This is a genomic window from Sporosarcina sp. P37, assembly GCF_002109365.1.
Lineage (GTDB): Bacteria > Bacillota > Bacilli > Bacillales_A > Planococcaceae > Sporosarcina.
This window is the reverse complement of sequence record NZ_CP015349.1, coordinates 1,423,834-1,440,000: the sequence shown is the minus strand read 5'-3', so window position 1 is coordinate 1,440,000 and position 16,167 is coordinate 1,423,834. Positions and strand designations below refer to the sequence as shown.

12 protein-coding genes, 1 tRNA gene and 3 rRNA genes (1 of these 16 only partly in view) are annotated in these 16,167 nt (G+C 47.8%); 14 read left to right on the top strand and 2 right to left on the bottom strand.

What is annotated here, in order from left to right:
- From SporoP37_RS07455 to tsaD, 8 genes are all read left to right on the top strand, one after another.
- Positions 1-144: ribosomal RNA gene (locus SporoP37_RS07455) — 16S ribosomal RNA — on the top strand; it begins 1,409 nt to the left of the window's first position.
- Positions 145-404: 260 nt separating this feature from the next.
- Positions 405-3,333: ribosomal RNA gene (locus tag SporoP37_RS07450) — 23S ribosomal RNA — on the top strand.
- 73 nt (positions 3,334-3,406) lie between these two features.
- A 5S ribosomal RNA gene (gene rrf, locus SporoP37_RS07445) occupies positions 3,407-3,522 on the top strand.
- Together the 16S, 23S and 5S rRNA genes with 1 tRNA gene alongside form the textbook arrangement of a ribosomal RNA operon.
- Positions 3,523-3,547: 25 nt before the next feature.
- Positions 3,548-3,623, top strand: a tRNA-Asp gene (locus tag SporoP37_RS07440).
- 143 nt (positions 3,624-3,766) lie between these two features.
- The gene (tsaE, locus tag SporoP37_RS07435) at positions 3,767-4,216 is read left to right on the top strand and encodes a tRNA (adenosine(37)-N6)-threonylcarbamoyltransferase complex ATPase subunit type 1 TsaE (protein WP_255414219.1); all 450 of its coding nucleotides are present in this window, start codon (positions 3,767-3,769) and stop codon (positions 4,214-4,216) included.
- Positions 4,213-4,917 (top strand): tRNA (adenosine(37)-N6)-threonylcarbamoyltransferase complex dimerization subunit type 1 TsaB, encoded by a 705-nt coding sequence (gene tsaB / locus SporoP37_RS07430; protein WP_085430643.1) that lies wholly within the window; start codon positions 4,213-4,215, stop codon positions 4,915-4,917. Before tsaE ends, tsaB begins: the two co-directional genes overlap by 4 nt.
- On the top strand, positions 4,907-5,359 hold the full coding sequence (rimI, locus tag SporoP37_RS07425; RefSeq protein ID WP_081243069.1) for a ribosomal protein S18-alanine N-acetyltransferase: 453 nt from the start codon (positions 4,907-4,909) through the stop codon (positions 5,357-5,359). Before tsaB ends, rimI begins: the two co-directional genes overlap by 11 nt.
- Positions 5,356-6,375: a tRNA (adenosine(37)-N6)-threonylcarbamoyltransferase complex transferase subunit TsaD gene (gene tsaD / locus SporoP37_RS07420; RefSeq protein WP_085430642.1), complete on the top strand. Its 1,020-nt coding sequence runs from the start codon at positions 5,356-5,358 to the stop codon at positions 6,373-6,375. Before rimI ends, tsaD begins: the two co-directional genes overlap by 4 nt.
- Positions 6,376-7,151: 776 nt before the next feature.
- Here tsaD and SporoP37_RS07415 read toward each other — a convergent pair.
- On the bottom strand, positions 7,152-9,077 hold the full coding sequence (locus tag SporoP37_RS07415; RefSeq protein ID WP_085430641.1) for an ABC-F family ATP-binding cassette domain-containing protein: 1,926 nt from the start codon (positions 9,075-9,077) through the stop codon (positions 7,152-7,154).
- Positions 9,078-9,230: 153 nt separating this feature from the next.
- On the opposite strand from SporoP37_RS07415, the gene SporoP37_RS07410 reads away from it, so the two are divergent.
- From SporoP37_RS07410 to dacB, 4 genes are all read left to right on the top strand, one after another.
- Positions 9,231-9,878: a redox-sensing transcriptional repressor Rex gene (locus SporoP37_RS07410; RefSeq protein WP_081243066.1), complete on the top strand. Its 648-nt coding sequence runs from the start codon at positions 9,231-9,233 to the stop codon at positions 9,876-9,878.
- A gap of 64 nt (positions 9,879-9,942) precedes the next feature.
- Positions 9,943-10,134: a twin-arginine translocase TatA/TatE family subunit gene (locus SporoP37_RS07405; RefSeq protein WP_081243065.1), complete on the top strand. Its 192-nt coding sequence runs from the start codon at positions 9,943-9,945 to the stop codon at positions 10,132-10,134.
- 17 nt (positions 10,135-10,151) lie between these two features.
- Entirely contained in the window at positions 10,152-10,955 is an 804-nt protein-coding gene (gene tatC, locus SporoP37_RS07400) for a twin-arginine translocase subunit TatC (RefSeq protein ID WP_081243064.1), read from the top strand.
- A 135-nt stretch (positions 10,956-11,090) separates the two neighbouring features.
- On the top strand, positions 11,091-12,581 hold the full coding sequence (dacB, locus tag SporoP37_RS07395; protein WP_081243063.1) for a D-alanyl-D-alanine carboxypeptidase/D-alanyl-D-alanine endopeptidase: 1,491 nt from the start codon (positions 11,091-11,093) through the stop codon (positions 12,579-12,581).
- 466 nt (positions 12,582-13,047) lie between these two features.
- On the opposite strand, the gene SporoP37_RS07385 is transcribed toward dacB, so the two are convergent.
- On the bottom strand, positions 13,048-13,779 hold the full coding sequence (locus SporoP37_RS07385) for a CPBP family intramembrane glutamic endopeptidase (RefSeq protein WP_232329828.1): 732 nt from the start codon (positions 13,777-13,779) through the stop codon (positions 13,048-13,050).
- A 194-nt stretch (positions 13,780-13,973) separates the two neighbouring features.
- Between SporoP37_RS07385 and groES the strand changes: the two genes are divergently transcribed.
- Positions 13,974-14,258 carry a co-chaperone GroES gene (gene groES / locus SporoP37_RS07380; RefSeq protein ID WP_081243061.1) on the top strand — a complete coding sequence of 95 codons (285 nt, stop codon included), beginning with the start codon at positions 13,974-13,976 and terminating at the stop codon, positions 14,256-14,258.
- Between the two features lie 57 nt (positions 14,259-14,315).
- A complete protein-coding gene (gene groL / locus SporoP37_RS07375) occupies positions 14,316-15,953 on the top strand; it encodes a chaperonin GroEL (protein WP_085430640.1) in 1,638 nt (545 codons plus the stop codon).
- The last annotated feature ends 214 nt before the right edge of the window (positions 15,954-16,167 follow it).

Genomic DNA, 16,167 nt, shown 5'->3' with positions numbered 1-16,167 from the left:
GCCCGTCACACCACGAGAGTTTGTAACACCCGAAGTCGGTGGGGTAACCCTTACGGGAGCCAGCCGCCGAAGGTGGGACAGATGATTGGGGTGAAGTCGTAACAAGGTAGCCGTATCGGAAGGTGCGGCTGGATCACCTCCTTTCTAAGGATTATGTTCTCTTGTCTGAAATATGACAGAAACATTCGGAAGATGAATCTCCGATTCATCACGTTAACGTTTTGCGTTCAGTTTTGAAGGCTCATTTTTTGAGTGTTCAAAGCTTTTTTCTTGTTCATTGAAAACTGGATAAAACGACATTGAAAGTAATCAAGTAATCAACCGAATTGCATAGTCATATGCAGTTCAAGCAATCTTTTTAACCTTCTGATTCCTATCGCTAGGATGACGTTGGACCTTTTATAGGTTAAGTTAGAAAGGGCGCACGGCGGATGCCTTGGCACTAGGAGCCGATGAAGGACGGCACTAACACCGATATGCTTCGGGGAGCTGTAAGTAAGCTTTGATCCGAAGATTTCCGAATGGGGAAACCCACTGTCCGTAATGGGACAGTACGTGTATGTGAATACATAGCATACTCGTGGCACACCCGGAGAACTGAAACATCTAAGTACCCGGAGGAAGAGAAAGAAACATCGATTCCCTTAGTAGCGGCGAGCGAAACGGGAAGAGCCCAAACCAAGAAGCTTGCTTCTTGGGGTTGTAGGACACTCTATACGGAGTTACAAAGGAATGCATTAGACGAAGCGACCTGGAAAGGTCTGCCGCAGCGGGTAAAAGCCCCGTAGTCGAAAGTGCATTCCCTCCAGAGTGGATCCTGAGTACGGCGGAACACGTGAAATTCCGTCGGAATCCGGGAGGACCATCTCCCAAGGCTAAATACTCCCTAGTGACCGATAGTGAACCAGTACCGTGAGGGAAAGGTGAAAAGCACCCCGGAAGGGGAGTGAAATAGAACCTGAAACCGTGCGCTTACAAATTGTCAGAGCCCGTTAATGGGTGATGGCGTGCCTTTTGTAGAATGAACCGGCGAGTTACGATTCCATGCAAGGTTAAGCTGAGAAAGCGGAGCCGCAGCGAAAGCGAGTCTGAATAGGGCGAATGAGTATGGGGTCGTAGACCCGAAACCAGGTGATCTACCCATGTCCAGGGTGAAGGTCAGGTAACACTGACTGGAGGCCCGAACCCACGTATGTTGAAAAATGCGGGGATGAGGTGTGGGTAGCGGTGAAATTCCAATCGAACCTGGAGATAGCTGGTTCTCTCCGAAATAGCTTTAGGGCTAGCCTCAAACGAAAGAATCTCGGAGGTAGAGCACTGTTTGGACGAGGGGCCCATCCCGGGTTACCGAATTCAGACAAACTCCGAATGCCGATGATTTATGTTTGGGAGTCAGACGGTGGGTGATAAGATCCATTGTCGAGAGGGAAACAGCCCAGACCACCAGCTAAGGTCCCCAAGTATCTGTTAAGTGGAAAAGGATGTGGCGTTGCCCAGACAACCAGGATGTTGGCTTAGAAGCAGCCATCATTTAAAGAGTGCGTAATAGCTCACTGGTCGAGTGGCGCTGCGCCGAAAATGTACCGGGGCTAAACAGATCACCGAAGCTGTGGATTGACCGTATGGTCAATGGTAGGAGAGCGTTCCAAGGGTGTTGAAGCTGGACCGGAAGGACTGGTGGAGCGCTTGGAAGTGAGAATGCCGGTATGAGTAGCGAAAGAAGGGTGAGAATCCCTTCCACCGAATGCCCAAGGTTTCCTGAGGAAGGCTCGTCCGCTCAGGGTTAGTCAGGACCTAAGTCGAGGCCGATAGGCGTAGACGATGGACAACAGGTTGATATTCCTGTACCACCTCCCCGCCGTTTGAGTAATGGGGGGACGCAGTAGGATAGGGTGAGCACACAGTTGGTTGTGTGTCTAAGCAGTGAGGTGGAGAACGAGGCAAATCCCGTTCTCATATAACACTAGGCTGTGATGGCAAGGAGATTTATCTCCGGAGTCCCTGATTTCACACTGCCAAGAAAAGCCTCTAGCGAGGCGGGAGGTGCCTGTACCGCAAACCGACACAGGTAGGCGAGGAGAGAATCCTAAGGTGATCGAGAGAACTCTCGTTAAGGAACTCGGCAAAATGACCCCGTAACTTCGGGAGAAGGGGTGCTCTGGTAGGGTGAATAGCCCGAGAGAGCCGCAGTGAATAGGCCCAGGCGACTGTTTAGCAAAAACACAGGTCTCTGCAAAATCGTAAGATGACGTATAGGGGCTGACGCCTGCCCGGTGCTGGAAGGTTAAGAGGAGGGGTTAGCGCAAGCGAAGCTCTGAATTGAAGCCCCAGTAAACGGCGGCCGTAACTATAACGGTCCTAAGGTAGCGAAATTCCTTGTCGGGTAAGTTCCGACCCGCACGAAAGGCGTAACGATCTGGGCACTGTCTCAACGAGAGACTCGGTGAAATTATAATATGCGTGAAGATGCGCATTACCCGCGACAGGACGGAAAGACCCCGTGGAGCTTTACTGTAGCCTGATATTGAATTCCGGTGCAGCCTGTACAGGATAGGTAGGAGCCTTGGATTCCGGAGCGCCAGCTTCGGAGGAGGCATTGGTGGGATACTACCCTGGCTGTATTGGACTTCTAACCCTTGCCCGTGATCCGGGCAGGAGACAGTGTCAGGTGGGCAGTTTGACTGGGGCGGTCGCCTCCTAAAGAGTAACGGAGGCGCTCAAAGGTTCCCTCAGAATGGTTGGACATCATTCGCAGAGTGCAAAGGCATAAGGGAGCTTGACTGCGAGACCTACAAGTCGAGCAGGGTCGAAAGACGGACTTAGTGATCCGGTGGTTCCGCATGGAAGGGCCATCGCTCAACGGATAAAAGCTACCCCGGGGATAACAGGCTTATCTCCCCCAAGAGTCCACATCGACGGGGAGGTTTGGCACCTCGATGTCGGCTCGTCGCATCCTGGGGCTGTAGTCGGTCCCAAGGGTTGGGCTGTTCGCCCATTAAAGCGGCACGCGAGCTGGGTTCAGAACGTCGTGAGACAGTTCGGTCCCTATCCGTCGCGGGCGCAGGAAATTTGAGGAGAGCTGTCCTTAGTACGAGAGGACCGGGATGGACATACCGCTGGTGTACCAGTTGTCTTGCCAAAGGCATCGCTGGGTAGCTATGTATGGACGGGATAAATGCTGAAAGCATCTAAGCATGAAGCCCCCTTCAAGATGAGATTTCCCATTACGCAAGTAAGTAAGATCCCTCAAAGATGATGAGGTGGATAGGTCTGGGGTGGAAGTACGGCGACGTATGCAGCTGACAGATACTAATCGATCGAGGACTTAACCTATTATAAAAAGAAGTTACTTGAAATACCCAATGTCTTTTATTCAGTTTTGAGTGAACAAGCTTTACTCAAGAAGTCTAGTAACGATGGCGAAGAGGTCACACCCGTTCCCATACCGAACACGGAAGTTAAGCTCTTCAGCGCCGATGGTAGTTGGGGGTTTCCCCCTGTGAGAGTAGGACGTTGCTAGGCTTTAATTTTTTTTTGCTCTTTTTAAGGTCCCGTGGTGTAGCGGTTAACATGCCTGCCTGTCACGCAGGAGATCGCGGGTTCGATTCCCGTCGGGACCGCCATATTTTAACATTCCAAACGATTTCACCTTTACCGGTGCAATCGTTTTTTTATTGTAATCAGGCAGGGCCGTCTTCTTGGCTTTTGTTTTGAACAGTTTTTCTGTACACTAGTACTATGATAGGAAGAGAAAGGTGCGTTGGCTGTGTGGAAGAAAGAAATCGAGTCTGTAGAAGAGATGGAAATGCTGGCCGCCGAGATTGGCCGCCGGCTGAGGCCACCCGACGTGCTGACACTTGAAGGCGATCTTGGAGCCGGTAAGACAACATTCACAAAAGCCCTTGCGAAAGCGATTGGGGTTACGCGGACAGTCAGCAGTCCTACGTTTACAATTGTGAAGCAGTACGAAGGGGATTACCCTTTCAATCATCTGGATGTGTATCGGTTAGCCAATAGCGAAGAAGACTTAGGGTGGGACGAGCTGTTTTACGGAGATGCGATTTCTGTGGTGGAATGGGCACAATTCATTCAAGATGAACTGCCTGATCAGCGTCTGGAATTAGTGATTCATCATACAGGACCTGATTCCCGCCAAGTTGAATGCATTCCAAAAGGCGAACGATTTACACGCATTTGTGAGGAGATTTTTACATGATATGGTTAGGTATTGATACAGCAAATTCCCCATTGTCAGTAGCTATTGTCAAAGATGATGTGTTATTGATTGAAGAATCGAGCATGATGAAGGTCAATCACTCGCTGCGTGCGATGCCCGCTGTGGAAGAGGCGTGCCGGAAAGCGGATATTACGCCTTCAGATATTGACGCGATTGCCGTTTCAGAAGGACCTGGCTCGTATACTGGCGTGCGTATAGGCGTAACGATTGCGAAGACACTTGCATGGACTCTTAAAAAACCGCTGTACGGTGTTTCAAGCCTTAAAGCTCTTGCAATGAACGGACAGCTTTACACGGGCCTGATCTGTTCGTTAATTGATGCGAGAAGATCTAATGTCTATGCCGGTGTTTATCGTGCGGAAGGTTCTGATCTGGCAAATGTACTGGAAGACCAGCATTGTGCATTAGCAGACTTGCTTGGTCAGCTGCGCGACTATAATGAACCGGTCCTATTTGTCGGTGAAGACGTAAAGATTCATAAAGCCATGATCTGTGAGCATCTTGGCGAACAGGCGCAGTTTGTTTCATTCGTAATGAATGTGCCGCGCGCTTCTTCTGCTATTTTATTGGCTCAGCAGACAGAAGAGGCGGAGACGGTGCATACGTTTACGCCGCAGTATAAACGGATAACCGAGGCGGAAGCCAATTTGGCAAAGAAGGAGTCTTCCCATGAGTCATGAGGTGCAATTTCGAAAAATGACGCAGGAGGACATTCCTGCGGTTGCGGCTATTGAGCGTGAATCGTTTGCAACGCCTTGGACAGAAGAAATCTTTGAGCATGAGTTGACCGGCAATGCCTATGCTCATTACATTGTAGCAGAGCTCGACGGGGAAGTAGTCGGACATTGCGGCATGTGGATCGTTCTGGATGAGTGCCATATTACGAATGTAGCTGTACTGTCTGCGCATCGCGGTAAGGGATATGGTGAAGATTTAATGCGTCAGGCGATGGAGCTTTGCCGTTTAAACGAAGTGAAGACAATGACACTTGAAGTGCGTGTCAGCAATGAACCGGCCCGATCGTTGTATCGGAAGCTCGGTTTCCAGGAAGGCGGCATCAGAAAAAACTATTATACCGACGACCATGAAGATGGTCTCGTCATGTGGGTGGAGTTCTCATGAGGAAAGATCATTATATTTTAGGAATTGAAACGAGCTGTGATGAAACTGCAGCGTCAATTGTGAAAAACGGCACGGAGATTATCTCTTCTATTGTGTCTTCACAGATTCAGCAGCAGAAGCAATTTGGCGGTGTTGTACCGGAAATCGCTTCCCGTCTGCACGTTGAACAGATTACGCTTGTCATCGAAGAAGCTTTGCGTGAAGCGAAGCTGGAGCCAAGCGATCTGGAAGCGGTGACTGTGACGGAAGGCCCCGGCTTAGTGGGAGCATTGCTGATCGGCATCAATGCAGCGAAGGCTTTTGCATTTGCGAATCAGTTGCCGTTGATCGGTGTGCACCATATCGCAGGACATGTTTATGCCAATCAGCTGATTCACGAAATGGAATTCCCATTGCTTGCGCTAATCGTCTCCGGCGGCCACACGGAACTTGTTGTGATGAAATCGCACGGCTCATTTGAATTGATTGGTGAGACGCGCGATGATGCAGCGGGAGAAGCGTATGATAAAGTAGCCCGTGTGCTTGGTCTGCCGTATCCCGGGGGTCCTCAAGTGGATCGTCTCGCATTGGAGAGTGAGGAAAGTGTTGACTTCCCTCGTGCCTGGCTGGAAGCAGATTCGTATGACTTCAGTTTCAGCGGATTAAAATCGGCTGTCATCAATTATAAACACAACATCGAGCAAAAAGGCGGGCAGATCAATCACGGTCACGTCGCGGCCGGATTCCAGCAAAGTGTTGTGGACGTATTAACCGTCAAGACAGTGAAGGCAGCAAAAGAATATGAGGTAAAACAAGTGATTGCAGCGGGAGGCGTCGCTGCAAATCAAGGGTTGAGAAAATCATTGACCTCCGCGCTTGAAAAGGAAGGAATTCCATTTTACGTTCCTCCTATTTCATTGTGCACAGACAACGCGGCAATGATTGCCGCAGCTGGCTATGAAATGTGGAAAAGCGGTGTGCGAAGCGATTTCCGAATGAACGGACGGCCCGGCATGCCGTTAACTTCATGGGATTAACAAAGGAATGCTAAATCGGCCGCCCAGATGCGGCAGGCGTAAGACAAAGAGGCGAAGCGGCGCACTTTGCCGCACAGCCGCTTTGCCTTACGACCCGAGCATCTGGCCGATTTAGCTGGACAATTAAAGAAATGCTAAATCGGCCGCCCAGATGCGGCAGGCGTAAGGCAAAGAGGCGAAGCGGCGCACTTTGCCGCACAGCCGCTTTGCCTTACGACCCGAGCATCTGGCCGATTTAGCTGGACAATTAAAGAAAAGCTAAATCGGCCGCCCCGATTCGACCCGGGTTTCCGGCCAATCTAAGCAGATACACACAGTTTGCTAACTTTCAGCAAATTGTGTGTTTTTTTGTGAAACGAATATTCATTTGTCAATAGGGAACATTCGTACTTATGCACAATTTGTGGACAGTTTGTGGGTAAGTTCTGTAATGTGCAAGACGTAACCGTATACATTTTGGATAACTTTGTGGATTGTTTATCTAATAACTGTGGATAATGTTCATAACTATGTTCATATGTGTTTAAATCGCGATTTTATCTGTGGAAAAGATTGTGGAGAATAAAAGTGGTTTTTGGCTGATAGGTTTATAATGAAATAGTGAAAATGACGAATAATCGCGAAGAAATTGAGAGTTTTGTCGGTTGTTGTCGGAAAAACGGTCATGCTGAGTGAAAAATTGGAGCAATGGGGCGTTTTCAAATGTACTCGACTTTGTCGGGACAAGTTTTATCAACAGGTAAAAGCGGACCTTCCTTAGAAAGTCCGCTTGTTCCTTATAAATTTTCCAGCTCGTCCTGCAGTACCAGCCATTCTTCAGATTGTTCATCGTGAACCGCTTGCAGTTCGTCGATTTGACGCTGGATGTCCATCAGTTCGACGTGATCGTTCGCCAGCTCAGGATCGAGCAGCCTGGCCTGCAAAGTTTCGATTTCTTGTTCCGCAGCTTCCATCTTCTTTTCGATGTCTGCTATAGTCCGGGTTAAACGCCGTTCCTGACGCTGTTGTTCTTTATTGGCTATTTCCTTTTTGACGGCGGGTTGTTTCGTTTGCTGTTCAAGTTGCACAGCTTCTGCGATTTCCTCCATCTCGGTTTTTTTCTCAATATAGTAGTCGTAGTCTCCCAAGTATTCCACAGCCCCGTCATCACTCATTTCAATGACTTTGGTTGCCAGCCGGTTGATGAAGTACCGGTCATGAGATACGAACAGAATGGTGCCAGGAAAATCGTCGAGTGCGTTTTCAAGGATTTCCTTGCTGTCGAGATCGAGATGGTTCGTCGGCTCGTCCAGAACGAGCGTGTTGGATTTCTCAAGCATCAGCTGCGCCAATGAAAGCCGTGCTTTTTCTCCGCCTGATAAAGAAGTGACCAGTTTTTCAATGTCGTCACCTGTGAACAGGAAGCGTCCGAGCAATGAGCGCACATCTTTTTCATTCATCAGTGGCCAGTTATCCCAGATTTCCTGCAGAACGGTGCCAGAACCGATCAAGGTTGCCTGATTCTGATCATAGTAGCCGAATTGCACATTCGTACCGTATCGAATTTCGCCGCCCATCAGTTCATTGCGTTTAACAATCGTTTTCAGCAATGTTGATTTGCCGACGCCATTGGGGCCGATAAATGCCACGCGGTCGCCTTTATAGATCCGCAGATTAATATGCTTTGAAACGGGCTCCGAGCCATAGCCGATTTTTACGTCATCAAGTGACAGTACATCATTGCCGCTCGGCCGGTCCAGTGTGAAGGAGAAGCTGGCTGACTTTTCATCACCTTCCGGGGAATCCATCCAGTCTCTGCGCTCCAGCTGCTTGCGGCGGCTTTTCGCCATTTTTGACGTGGAAGCGCGCGCAATATTTTTCTGAATAAACTCTTCCAGCTTAGCTTTCTCATCTTTCTCCTGCTCAAACAACTTCCGGTCACGCTCATAGTTTTTCGCCTTCTCATCCAGATAAGCACTGTAGTTTCCGCTGTACTTTGTAACTTTCCGCCTTGATACTTCATATACGGTGTTGACCACTTTATCAAGGAAGTACCGGTCATGAGATACGATAAGAATGGCACCTTCATAGGCAGACAGATAGCGCTCCAGCCAGTTCAGTGTCTCGATGTCCAAATGGTTCGTCGGCTCATCAAGTATCAGCAGATCGGGCCTGCTAAGCAGCATTCGTGCAAGCGCCAGACGCGTCTTCTGACCGCCTGACAGCAAATGCACAGGCTTCTCGAAATCATCGGGGTAAAACCGCATGCCGTGAAGCACAGAGCGTGCATCCGCTTCAAACTGATAGCCCCCTGCTTCTTTGAAGGCGATCTGCAGTTCATCGTACTCTGTCATGACGCGTTCATAACGGCTAGCGTCTTCATATACCGCGGGATCGGCCATCTGATGCTCCAGTGAGCGCAGCCGGCTTTCCATTTCACGCAGCGGCACGAAGACAGTCATTACTTCATCCCAAATCGTCAATTCCGAATCAAGTCCGCTGTGTTGTTCCAAATATCCGAGGCGAATATCTTTCGGAATGATGATATCGCCTTCATCTGCAGATAATTCACCTGCTATAATTTTCAATAATGTCGATTTTCCGGCACCATTTCGTCCAACCAGTGCGACGCGGTCCCGATGCTGTACTTCGAGACGGACATTCTCCAGTAGATCCGTGCCTGAAAAAGACTTGGTCAATCCATTCACTTGTAAAATAATCAAGCCTCACACCTCTATTCCTTCTCAGTTTAATGGAATGAAGCACGCCATGCAATAATCGGCTTTACAATGGCCCCGTTCTGCTGTACGATAAAAGCGGCTATACCCTTGTTTAGGGGTTGGTTATTGAAGTGACACTGGAGGTCGGGCACAGCTGTGGATAAACCTAGAATTCCGCAGGCAACGTCAAAACGGTTGCCTTTATATTATAGATTTTTACGAAACTATGCAGATGCAGGTGTACAACGTATTTCATCAGGTGAATTAAGTGAAGCAATGAAAATCGATGCGGCGACAATCCGCAGAGACTTCTCCCATTTCGGAGCACTCGGGCGCAAAGGATACGGCTATGACGTCGACTCATTATTGCAGTTCTTTCGCGAAACTCTGGATCAGGACGAAGAAACGAATGTTGCGCTGATCGGGGTCGGGAGTCTTGGCAACGCCTTTCTGAAGTATAACTTCCAGAAAATCCACAATACAAAAATTGTCGTGGCATTTGATCCGAAAGCGCCGCATGAAGGCGAGAAGAGGAATGATATTCCCATCTACCCGCCTGACCGGATTGAAGAAAAAATTAGCGAACTCGGCATTGAAATGGTCATCTTGACCGTTCCGTCACGTGTGGCGCAGGATCTGACAGACCGTCTGGCGAAAACCGGTGTGAAAGGCATTTTGAACTTCACCCCTGAACGGCTGGCGGTGCCGGATACGATCCGCATTCAGACAATTGACTTGTCCGGTGAGCTGCAGACATTGATTTACCTTATTAAAAACGACGTAAAAGATTCACAAATAACGTGACCGCGGTGATAGTAAAATCATAGGTTTTCGTGTAGAATGGACATATTATGAGGAGGTGGCCAACATGGCTCCAGGCATCGGAAGTTTGCTGATTATCGCTGTAATCGCATTGCTTATATTTGGTCCTAAGAAATTACCGGAGATCGGTAAAGCGTTCGGTTCTTCATTGCGTGAGTTTAAAAACGCAACAAAAGGCCTTACAGACGACGATGATGACGTAAAAAAGGCGGAAGACAAGAAAGAAGAAGTGCGCTGAGTTAGGGTGTTATTCTGATGGCAGATAAAGACTTAACGATCATTGAACATATAGATGAAGTTCGAAAACGGCTGATGGTAATCGTCGTTTTCTTTATTGTCGGTGCAATCGGCAGTTTCTTTCTGGCGAAGCCGCTGATTAATTTTATTCAATTTGATACACCGGCTGAACAAGTCACTTTGAATGCGTTTAATGTGATAGATCCCGTTGTGATTTATTTAAAAGTCATCGTATTCCTGGCAATCGTTATTATTTCACCGGTGATCATGTATCAGTTCTGGGCGTTTATTTCACCGGGACTCCGTGAGTTGGAACGAAAAGTTACACTGTCCTATATACCATTTGCTTTTCTTCTGTTTTTGGCAGGAATCAGCTTTTCGTATTTCATCTTGCTGCCGTATGTCATGAAATTCATGATCAACTTGTCAGGTCAATTGAACATTGAACAGACAATCGGCATTAATGAATATTTCTCTTTCCTGTTTTCCCTGTTATTGCCGTTCGGTTTCGTCTTTCAGTTACCGATCGTCATTTTATTCTTATCCCGTCTGGGTGTGCTGCAGCCGAAAGTGCTCGTCAAAGTACGGAAAGTCGCGTACTTCGTTCTGTTCGTGCTCGCCGCATTCATTACACCTCCCGACATCGTATCGCATCTATTCACCACGGTTCCGCTATTTATCCTGTATGAGATCAGTATTGTCATCTCACGTCTTGGATACCGGAAGTTCGAGAAAGCTGAACATCTGCGCCAATTGGAAGAAGTAAAAGCAGAACAGCAGCGGCAGATCGACGAAGTGATGAATCAGCTTGACGATAAATAAACAAATGCTAATCCTCTTGCGCAGGCAGGAGGATTTTTTGTGCTTCCATTACAATAGAACGGGACTGGGTTCTTTTTCCATAGTCCCTATGGTAAACTAATGAGGAATAGAACATATAGGGGGAGTAGAATTCAAGTGAACAGAAAAAAGACTCCAGGCAGATGGAGCAAATGGTTGCTGGGCGCATTATTGATTATGGCAAGTGTTACTGCTCCGGCAGCAGCAGATCAGGCAGCTGCGGCTCAGCAGTCTTATAAAGGATTAGAAGCTGGCATCAATCAAGTCATTACGGGGCAGCGGATGCGGGGAACGAGAAGCAGTATTATCGTGCGTGAAGCAGACTCCAATCGCGTTGTCTATCAATACCGGGGCAGTCAAGGCGTAACGCCCGCTTCCAATATGAAAGTATTGACGGCCACGGCGGCACTTGAAGTGCTCGGGAAGGATTATACATTCGATACGGATGTGCTGACGAATGGTACGGTGAAAAATGGTGTCCTTAACGGCCATCTGTATTTGCGGGGCACAGGAGATCCGACATTGCTGGAATCTGATCTGCTGCGCCTGGCGCGACAGCTGCGCGAATCAGGCATCCATTCTGTGACAGGACATATTGTGGCGGACGATACGTGGTTCGATACACAGCGTTTATCACCGGGTATCCATAAAGCAGACGAAACGTATTATTACGCAGCACAAATATCGGCACTGACCATATCGCCGAATAAAGACTACGATGCAGGGACTGTCATCGCAGAAGCAAAGCCGACACGAAACGGCAAAGCGGCAGCCGTCACATTGACACCGCACACGGATATCGTCAAAGTTGTCAACCGCACACGGACAGTACCAAAAAATCAGCGCAATACCGTGACGATGAAACGCCAGCAAGGCACGAATACGATCATCGTTTCAGGAAATGTCCCATTGAACTCGGGCGGTAAGCGGCAGTGGATTACTGTTTCCAATCCGACGGCTTATACGGCGGATGTTTTTAAGCGGGCACTGGCGAAAGAAGGGGTTACACTTCAGAAGACCGCCCGTGTAACGCGCGGGAAAACACCAGCGACAGCAGAACTGCTCGCAACGAAAAAATCGATGTCATTATACTATTTAATGATGCCATTTATGAAATACAGCAACAACTCCCACGCGGAAATTCTGGCAAAATCGATGGGACGTGCAGTCTATAATGAAGGAAGCTGGAATGCAGGCCTGCGTGCAGTCAGAGAAACGTTGGAAAAAGACGGCATCAGCACGAAAGGCATGTATTTTGAAGACGGATCGGGCATGTCCCATAAAAACAAAATCCCTTCAGAGAAAATCGCACAAGTGCTGTACGCAGCTCAGAATAAAGAATGGTACCCTGCGTTTGAACGTTCATTGCCAATCGCAGGAGTCAATGACAGAATGCTTGGCGGAACACTTCGCAATCGCTTAACGAATCCAATCGTCAGAGGCAACGTGCAAGCGAAAACCGGTTCACTGAACGGCACCGATTCACTGTCGGGCTATGTGAAGACTAAGAGCGGGGAAGAACTGATTTTCAGCATCCTGACAGAGAACGTCAAAGGAACAGCGAAGCCTGATATTGATAAAATGGTACAAGTTATGGCGGCGCAGTAAAGATATTGAAATCGGGTGAGGCGCAGTTCGACGTTACAGGGGAACGCGTGTCTTATGGACTTGCAATCAGCTGATCCTTTTGTTTAGTTCTGAAACTTGATGAATATAAAATAGATAAGATTATGGACAGTGCTTATACATGCTTTGTAATTACATATTGTCTAATAGTTTTATACTTTTGCACTATGAACTTAGATAAATTAAAAGAAAACAATAATTTAGGCATTACTGCCAGTGAGTGATCTATATCGCTACACATTAAAAGTAGGGATGGGAGTGGAAGCAGGGGCGACTCCCGGAGGATCAGCGTGAGTCCAAGACCCTGGACTGAACGAAGAGAAGGAAGCGGCTTGGGCCACGCCCTCGGGAAAGCGTCCCCTGCTGGAACTCCCATCCCCGAACCGCAAGCCAAATTTAACCCTCTGCATACCAATAAAAAAATCTCCTCATTAGCGAGGAGATTTTTTTATTGCAGGAATAATACGATACTCTGCTGCATATCTTGTAATTGTTGCAGTTTATCCGCATTCCATTGCACAGCAGTGACAAAGCTGTTCATCAGGAAATGGGCAATCATCGGAGTCAGCAGCCGCTTCGTTTTATAGTAGACGAACGCAAATGCCAGACCGGGCATCAAGTACATCAGCAAATGCTGCAACTCGTTATGCACAGCAGCGAAGACGATGGCGCTGACAATTGCGGCGACCCAGAAGTTCGTCTTCGTGTACAAGCCGCCGAAGATAATCCGGCGGAACACGACTTCTTCAAGGAACGGTGCAAACAGTACCATGGCGAAAATGATAATCGGCGCAGTCTTTGCGATGTTCGACAGCATCTCCGTATTCTCAGAGCCTGCAGGCACACCGAACGCTGACTCGACTGCGGCTCCTATAATCTGTCCTGCCATAGCAAGGAAGAAACCGAGCACGCCCCAGAGAAGGATGCCTCCGAATCCTGATGGCTTTCCTTTAAAGACGGGAATGAATCGCTTATTGCGCAACAGCATCACAGCGATGAGGAGTGATGCAATACCTTGGGTGATGAACAGCGTCCAGGCGAAGCCTTGCGACACAGCATCTACTTTGGACAAGTCTTTGCCTGTGAAATAAGCAATCAGTTCAGGGGCAAGAAATATGCTGCCAATCTGCAGCAGCACGTACGTCATGAAGATCATCAGAGCAACAACCCATTTTTTCACGGTGCACAACCTTTCTTTCATACATGTTGAATAGTTTAACGCGAAAAAAGAGGTTTGGCAAAAGAAGAAAATGTCGAATGTTTTTACTTGCAATTAGACGTGGAATTCTTTATTATAAGAATTGTGTTAGCACTCAACTTAAGTGAGTGCTAAGAAAAATAACTATTACCATAATCTCGAGGAGGTTGTTTCATTTGTTGAAACCACTAGGTGACCGTATCGTAATCGAATTAATCGAAGCAGAAGAAAAAACGTCAAGCGGCATTGTCTTACCAGACTCTGCAAAAGAAAAGCCGCAAGAAGGTAAAGTAATTGCTGTTGGTACAGGCCGTGTTCTTGAGAACGGACAGCGTGTTGAACTCGAAGTATCCGAGAATGACCGCATTATTTTCTCTAAATATGCAGGTACAGAAGTGAAATATGAAGGCACAGAATACTTGATTCTGCGCGAAAGTGACATCCTTGCAATTATCGGTTAATTGATTGTTATGTAAGACCATCATACAAAACGAAAATTCTGGAGGGAATCATTTACAATGGCTAAAGAACTTAAATTTAACGAAGAAGCACGTACCGCAATGCTGCGCGGTGTAGATACACTAGCTGACGCTGTAAAAGTAACACTCGGACCAAAAGGCCGTAACGTCGTACTTGAGCGTAAATTTGGCTCACCGCTTATCACAAATGACGGTGTGACAATCGCAAAAGAAATCGAATTGGAAGATGCATTTGAAAACATGGGCGCGAAGCTTGTAGCAGAAGTAGCATCCAAGACGAACGAAATCGCAGGGGACGGAACAACAACTGCAACAGTCCTTGCACAGGCGATGATCCGTGAAGGCTTGAAAAACGTTACTGCGGGCGCAAACCCTGTCGGCATCCGTAAAGGAATCGAACAAGCAGTAATTTCTGCAGTTGAAGGTCTTCAAAGCGTGTCTGATGAAATCGAAAGCAGACAGGAAATCGCACAAGTTGCTTCTATCTCTTCAGGAGACGAAGAAGTCGGCGATTTGATTTCACAGGCTATGGAGCGCGTAGGCAACGATGGCGTGATTACAATTGAAGAATCTAAAGGCTTCGTTACAGAGCTGGATGTAGTAGAAGGTATGCAATTCGACCGCGGCTACGCATCTGCTTACATGGCAACTGACACAGACAAAATGGAAGCAGTACTTGAAAATCCATATGTCTTGATTACTGATAAGAAAATCAACAATATCCAGGAAATCCTTCCAGTGCTTGAGCAAGTTGTTCAGCAAGGCAAACCATTGTTGATCATCGCTGAAGATGTAGAAGGGGAAGCATTGGCTACATTGGTTGTCAACAAGCTTCGCGGTACATTCAATGCAGTAGCAGTAAAAGCGCCAGGCTTCGGCGATCGCCGTAAAGCAATGCTCGAAGATATTGCAATTCTGACTGGCGGCCAAGTAATTACAGAAGATCTTGGACTTGATCTGAAATCTGCTGACCTTACATCACTTGGACGCGCTGCGAAAATCGTAGTAACGAAAGACCACACGACAATTGTAGAAGGAAGCGGCGATGCGAATGCAATCGAATCACGCGTTGGGCAGATCCGTTCACAGTTGGAAGAAACAACTTCTGAATTCGACAAAGAGAAATTGCAGGAGCGCTTGGCGAAATTGGCTGGCGGCGTAGCAGTGATCAAAGTCGGAGCAGCAACTGAAACTGAACTGAAAGAGCGCAAACTTCGCATCGAAGACGCATTGAACTCTACACGTGCAGCAGTTGAAGAAGGAATCGTATCCGGTGGCGGTACGGCACTGGTTAATGTATACAAGCAAGTAGAAACATTATTGGAATCTACTGAAGGCGACGTAGCAACAGGCATCAAGATTGTACTTCGTGCACTCGAAGAGCCAGTACGTCAAATCGCAACAAACGCGGGCCTTGAAGGTTCTATCGTAGTAGACCGTCTGAAGCGCGAAGAAGTCGGCGTCGGCTTTAACGCAGCAGAAGGCACATGGGTCAACATGGTAGAAGCAGGAATCGTGGATCCAACAAAAGTAACACGTTCTGCACTGCAAAACGCAGCATCTGTAGCGGCTATGTTCCTGACTACTGAAGCTGTAGTAGCAGACCTGCCAGAACCAGCAGGCGGCGGCGGAATGCCTGACATGGGCGGTATGGGTGGAATGGGCGGTATGATGTAAGTCAAGCCGTTCTAACTATAAAGCGTCAACTCCAATTGTGGGGTTGGCTTTTTTATCGTTCATTCCACTTCAAGCGCTCCTTAACACAATAGAAGCAGTAGTCCAAAATAAAAACTACCCATAAAAAGAAAATGTAAAACTTTTGAAACTTTTCTCCATTTCTTCCGTCTGTACGCTGCCACATACAGACGGCAGCCTGCCTACAACTGGGGTG

What these genes read in the sequence shown, in the direction of transcription:
- SporoP37_RS07405 (WP_081243065.1), top strand. Translation starts at nt 9,943, where the DNA reads ATGGCTCCAGGCATCGGAAGTTTGCTGATTATCGCTGTAATCGCATTG.
- tsaD (WP_085430642.1), top strand. Translation starts at nt 5,356, where the DNA reads ATGAGGAAAGATCATTATATTTTAGGAATTGAAACGAGCTGTGATGAA.
- rimI (WP_081243069.1), top strand. Translation starts at nt 4,907, where the DNA reads ATGAGTCATGAGGTGCAATTTCGAAAAATGACGCAGGAGGACATTCCT.
- tatC (WP_081243064.1), top strand. Translation starts at nt 10,152, where the DNA reads ATGGCAGATAAAGACTTAACGATCATTGAACATATAGATGAAGTTCGA.
- groL (WP_085430640.1), top strand. Translation starts at nt 14,316, where the DNA reads ATGGCTAAAGAACTTAAATTTAACGAAGAAGCACGTACCGCAATGCTG.
- tsaB (WP_085430643.1), top strand. Translation starts at nt 4,213, where the DNA reads ATGATATGGTTAGGTATTGATACAGCAAATTCCCCATTGTCAGTAGCT.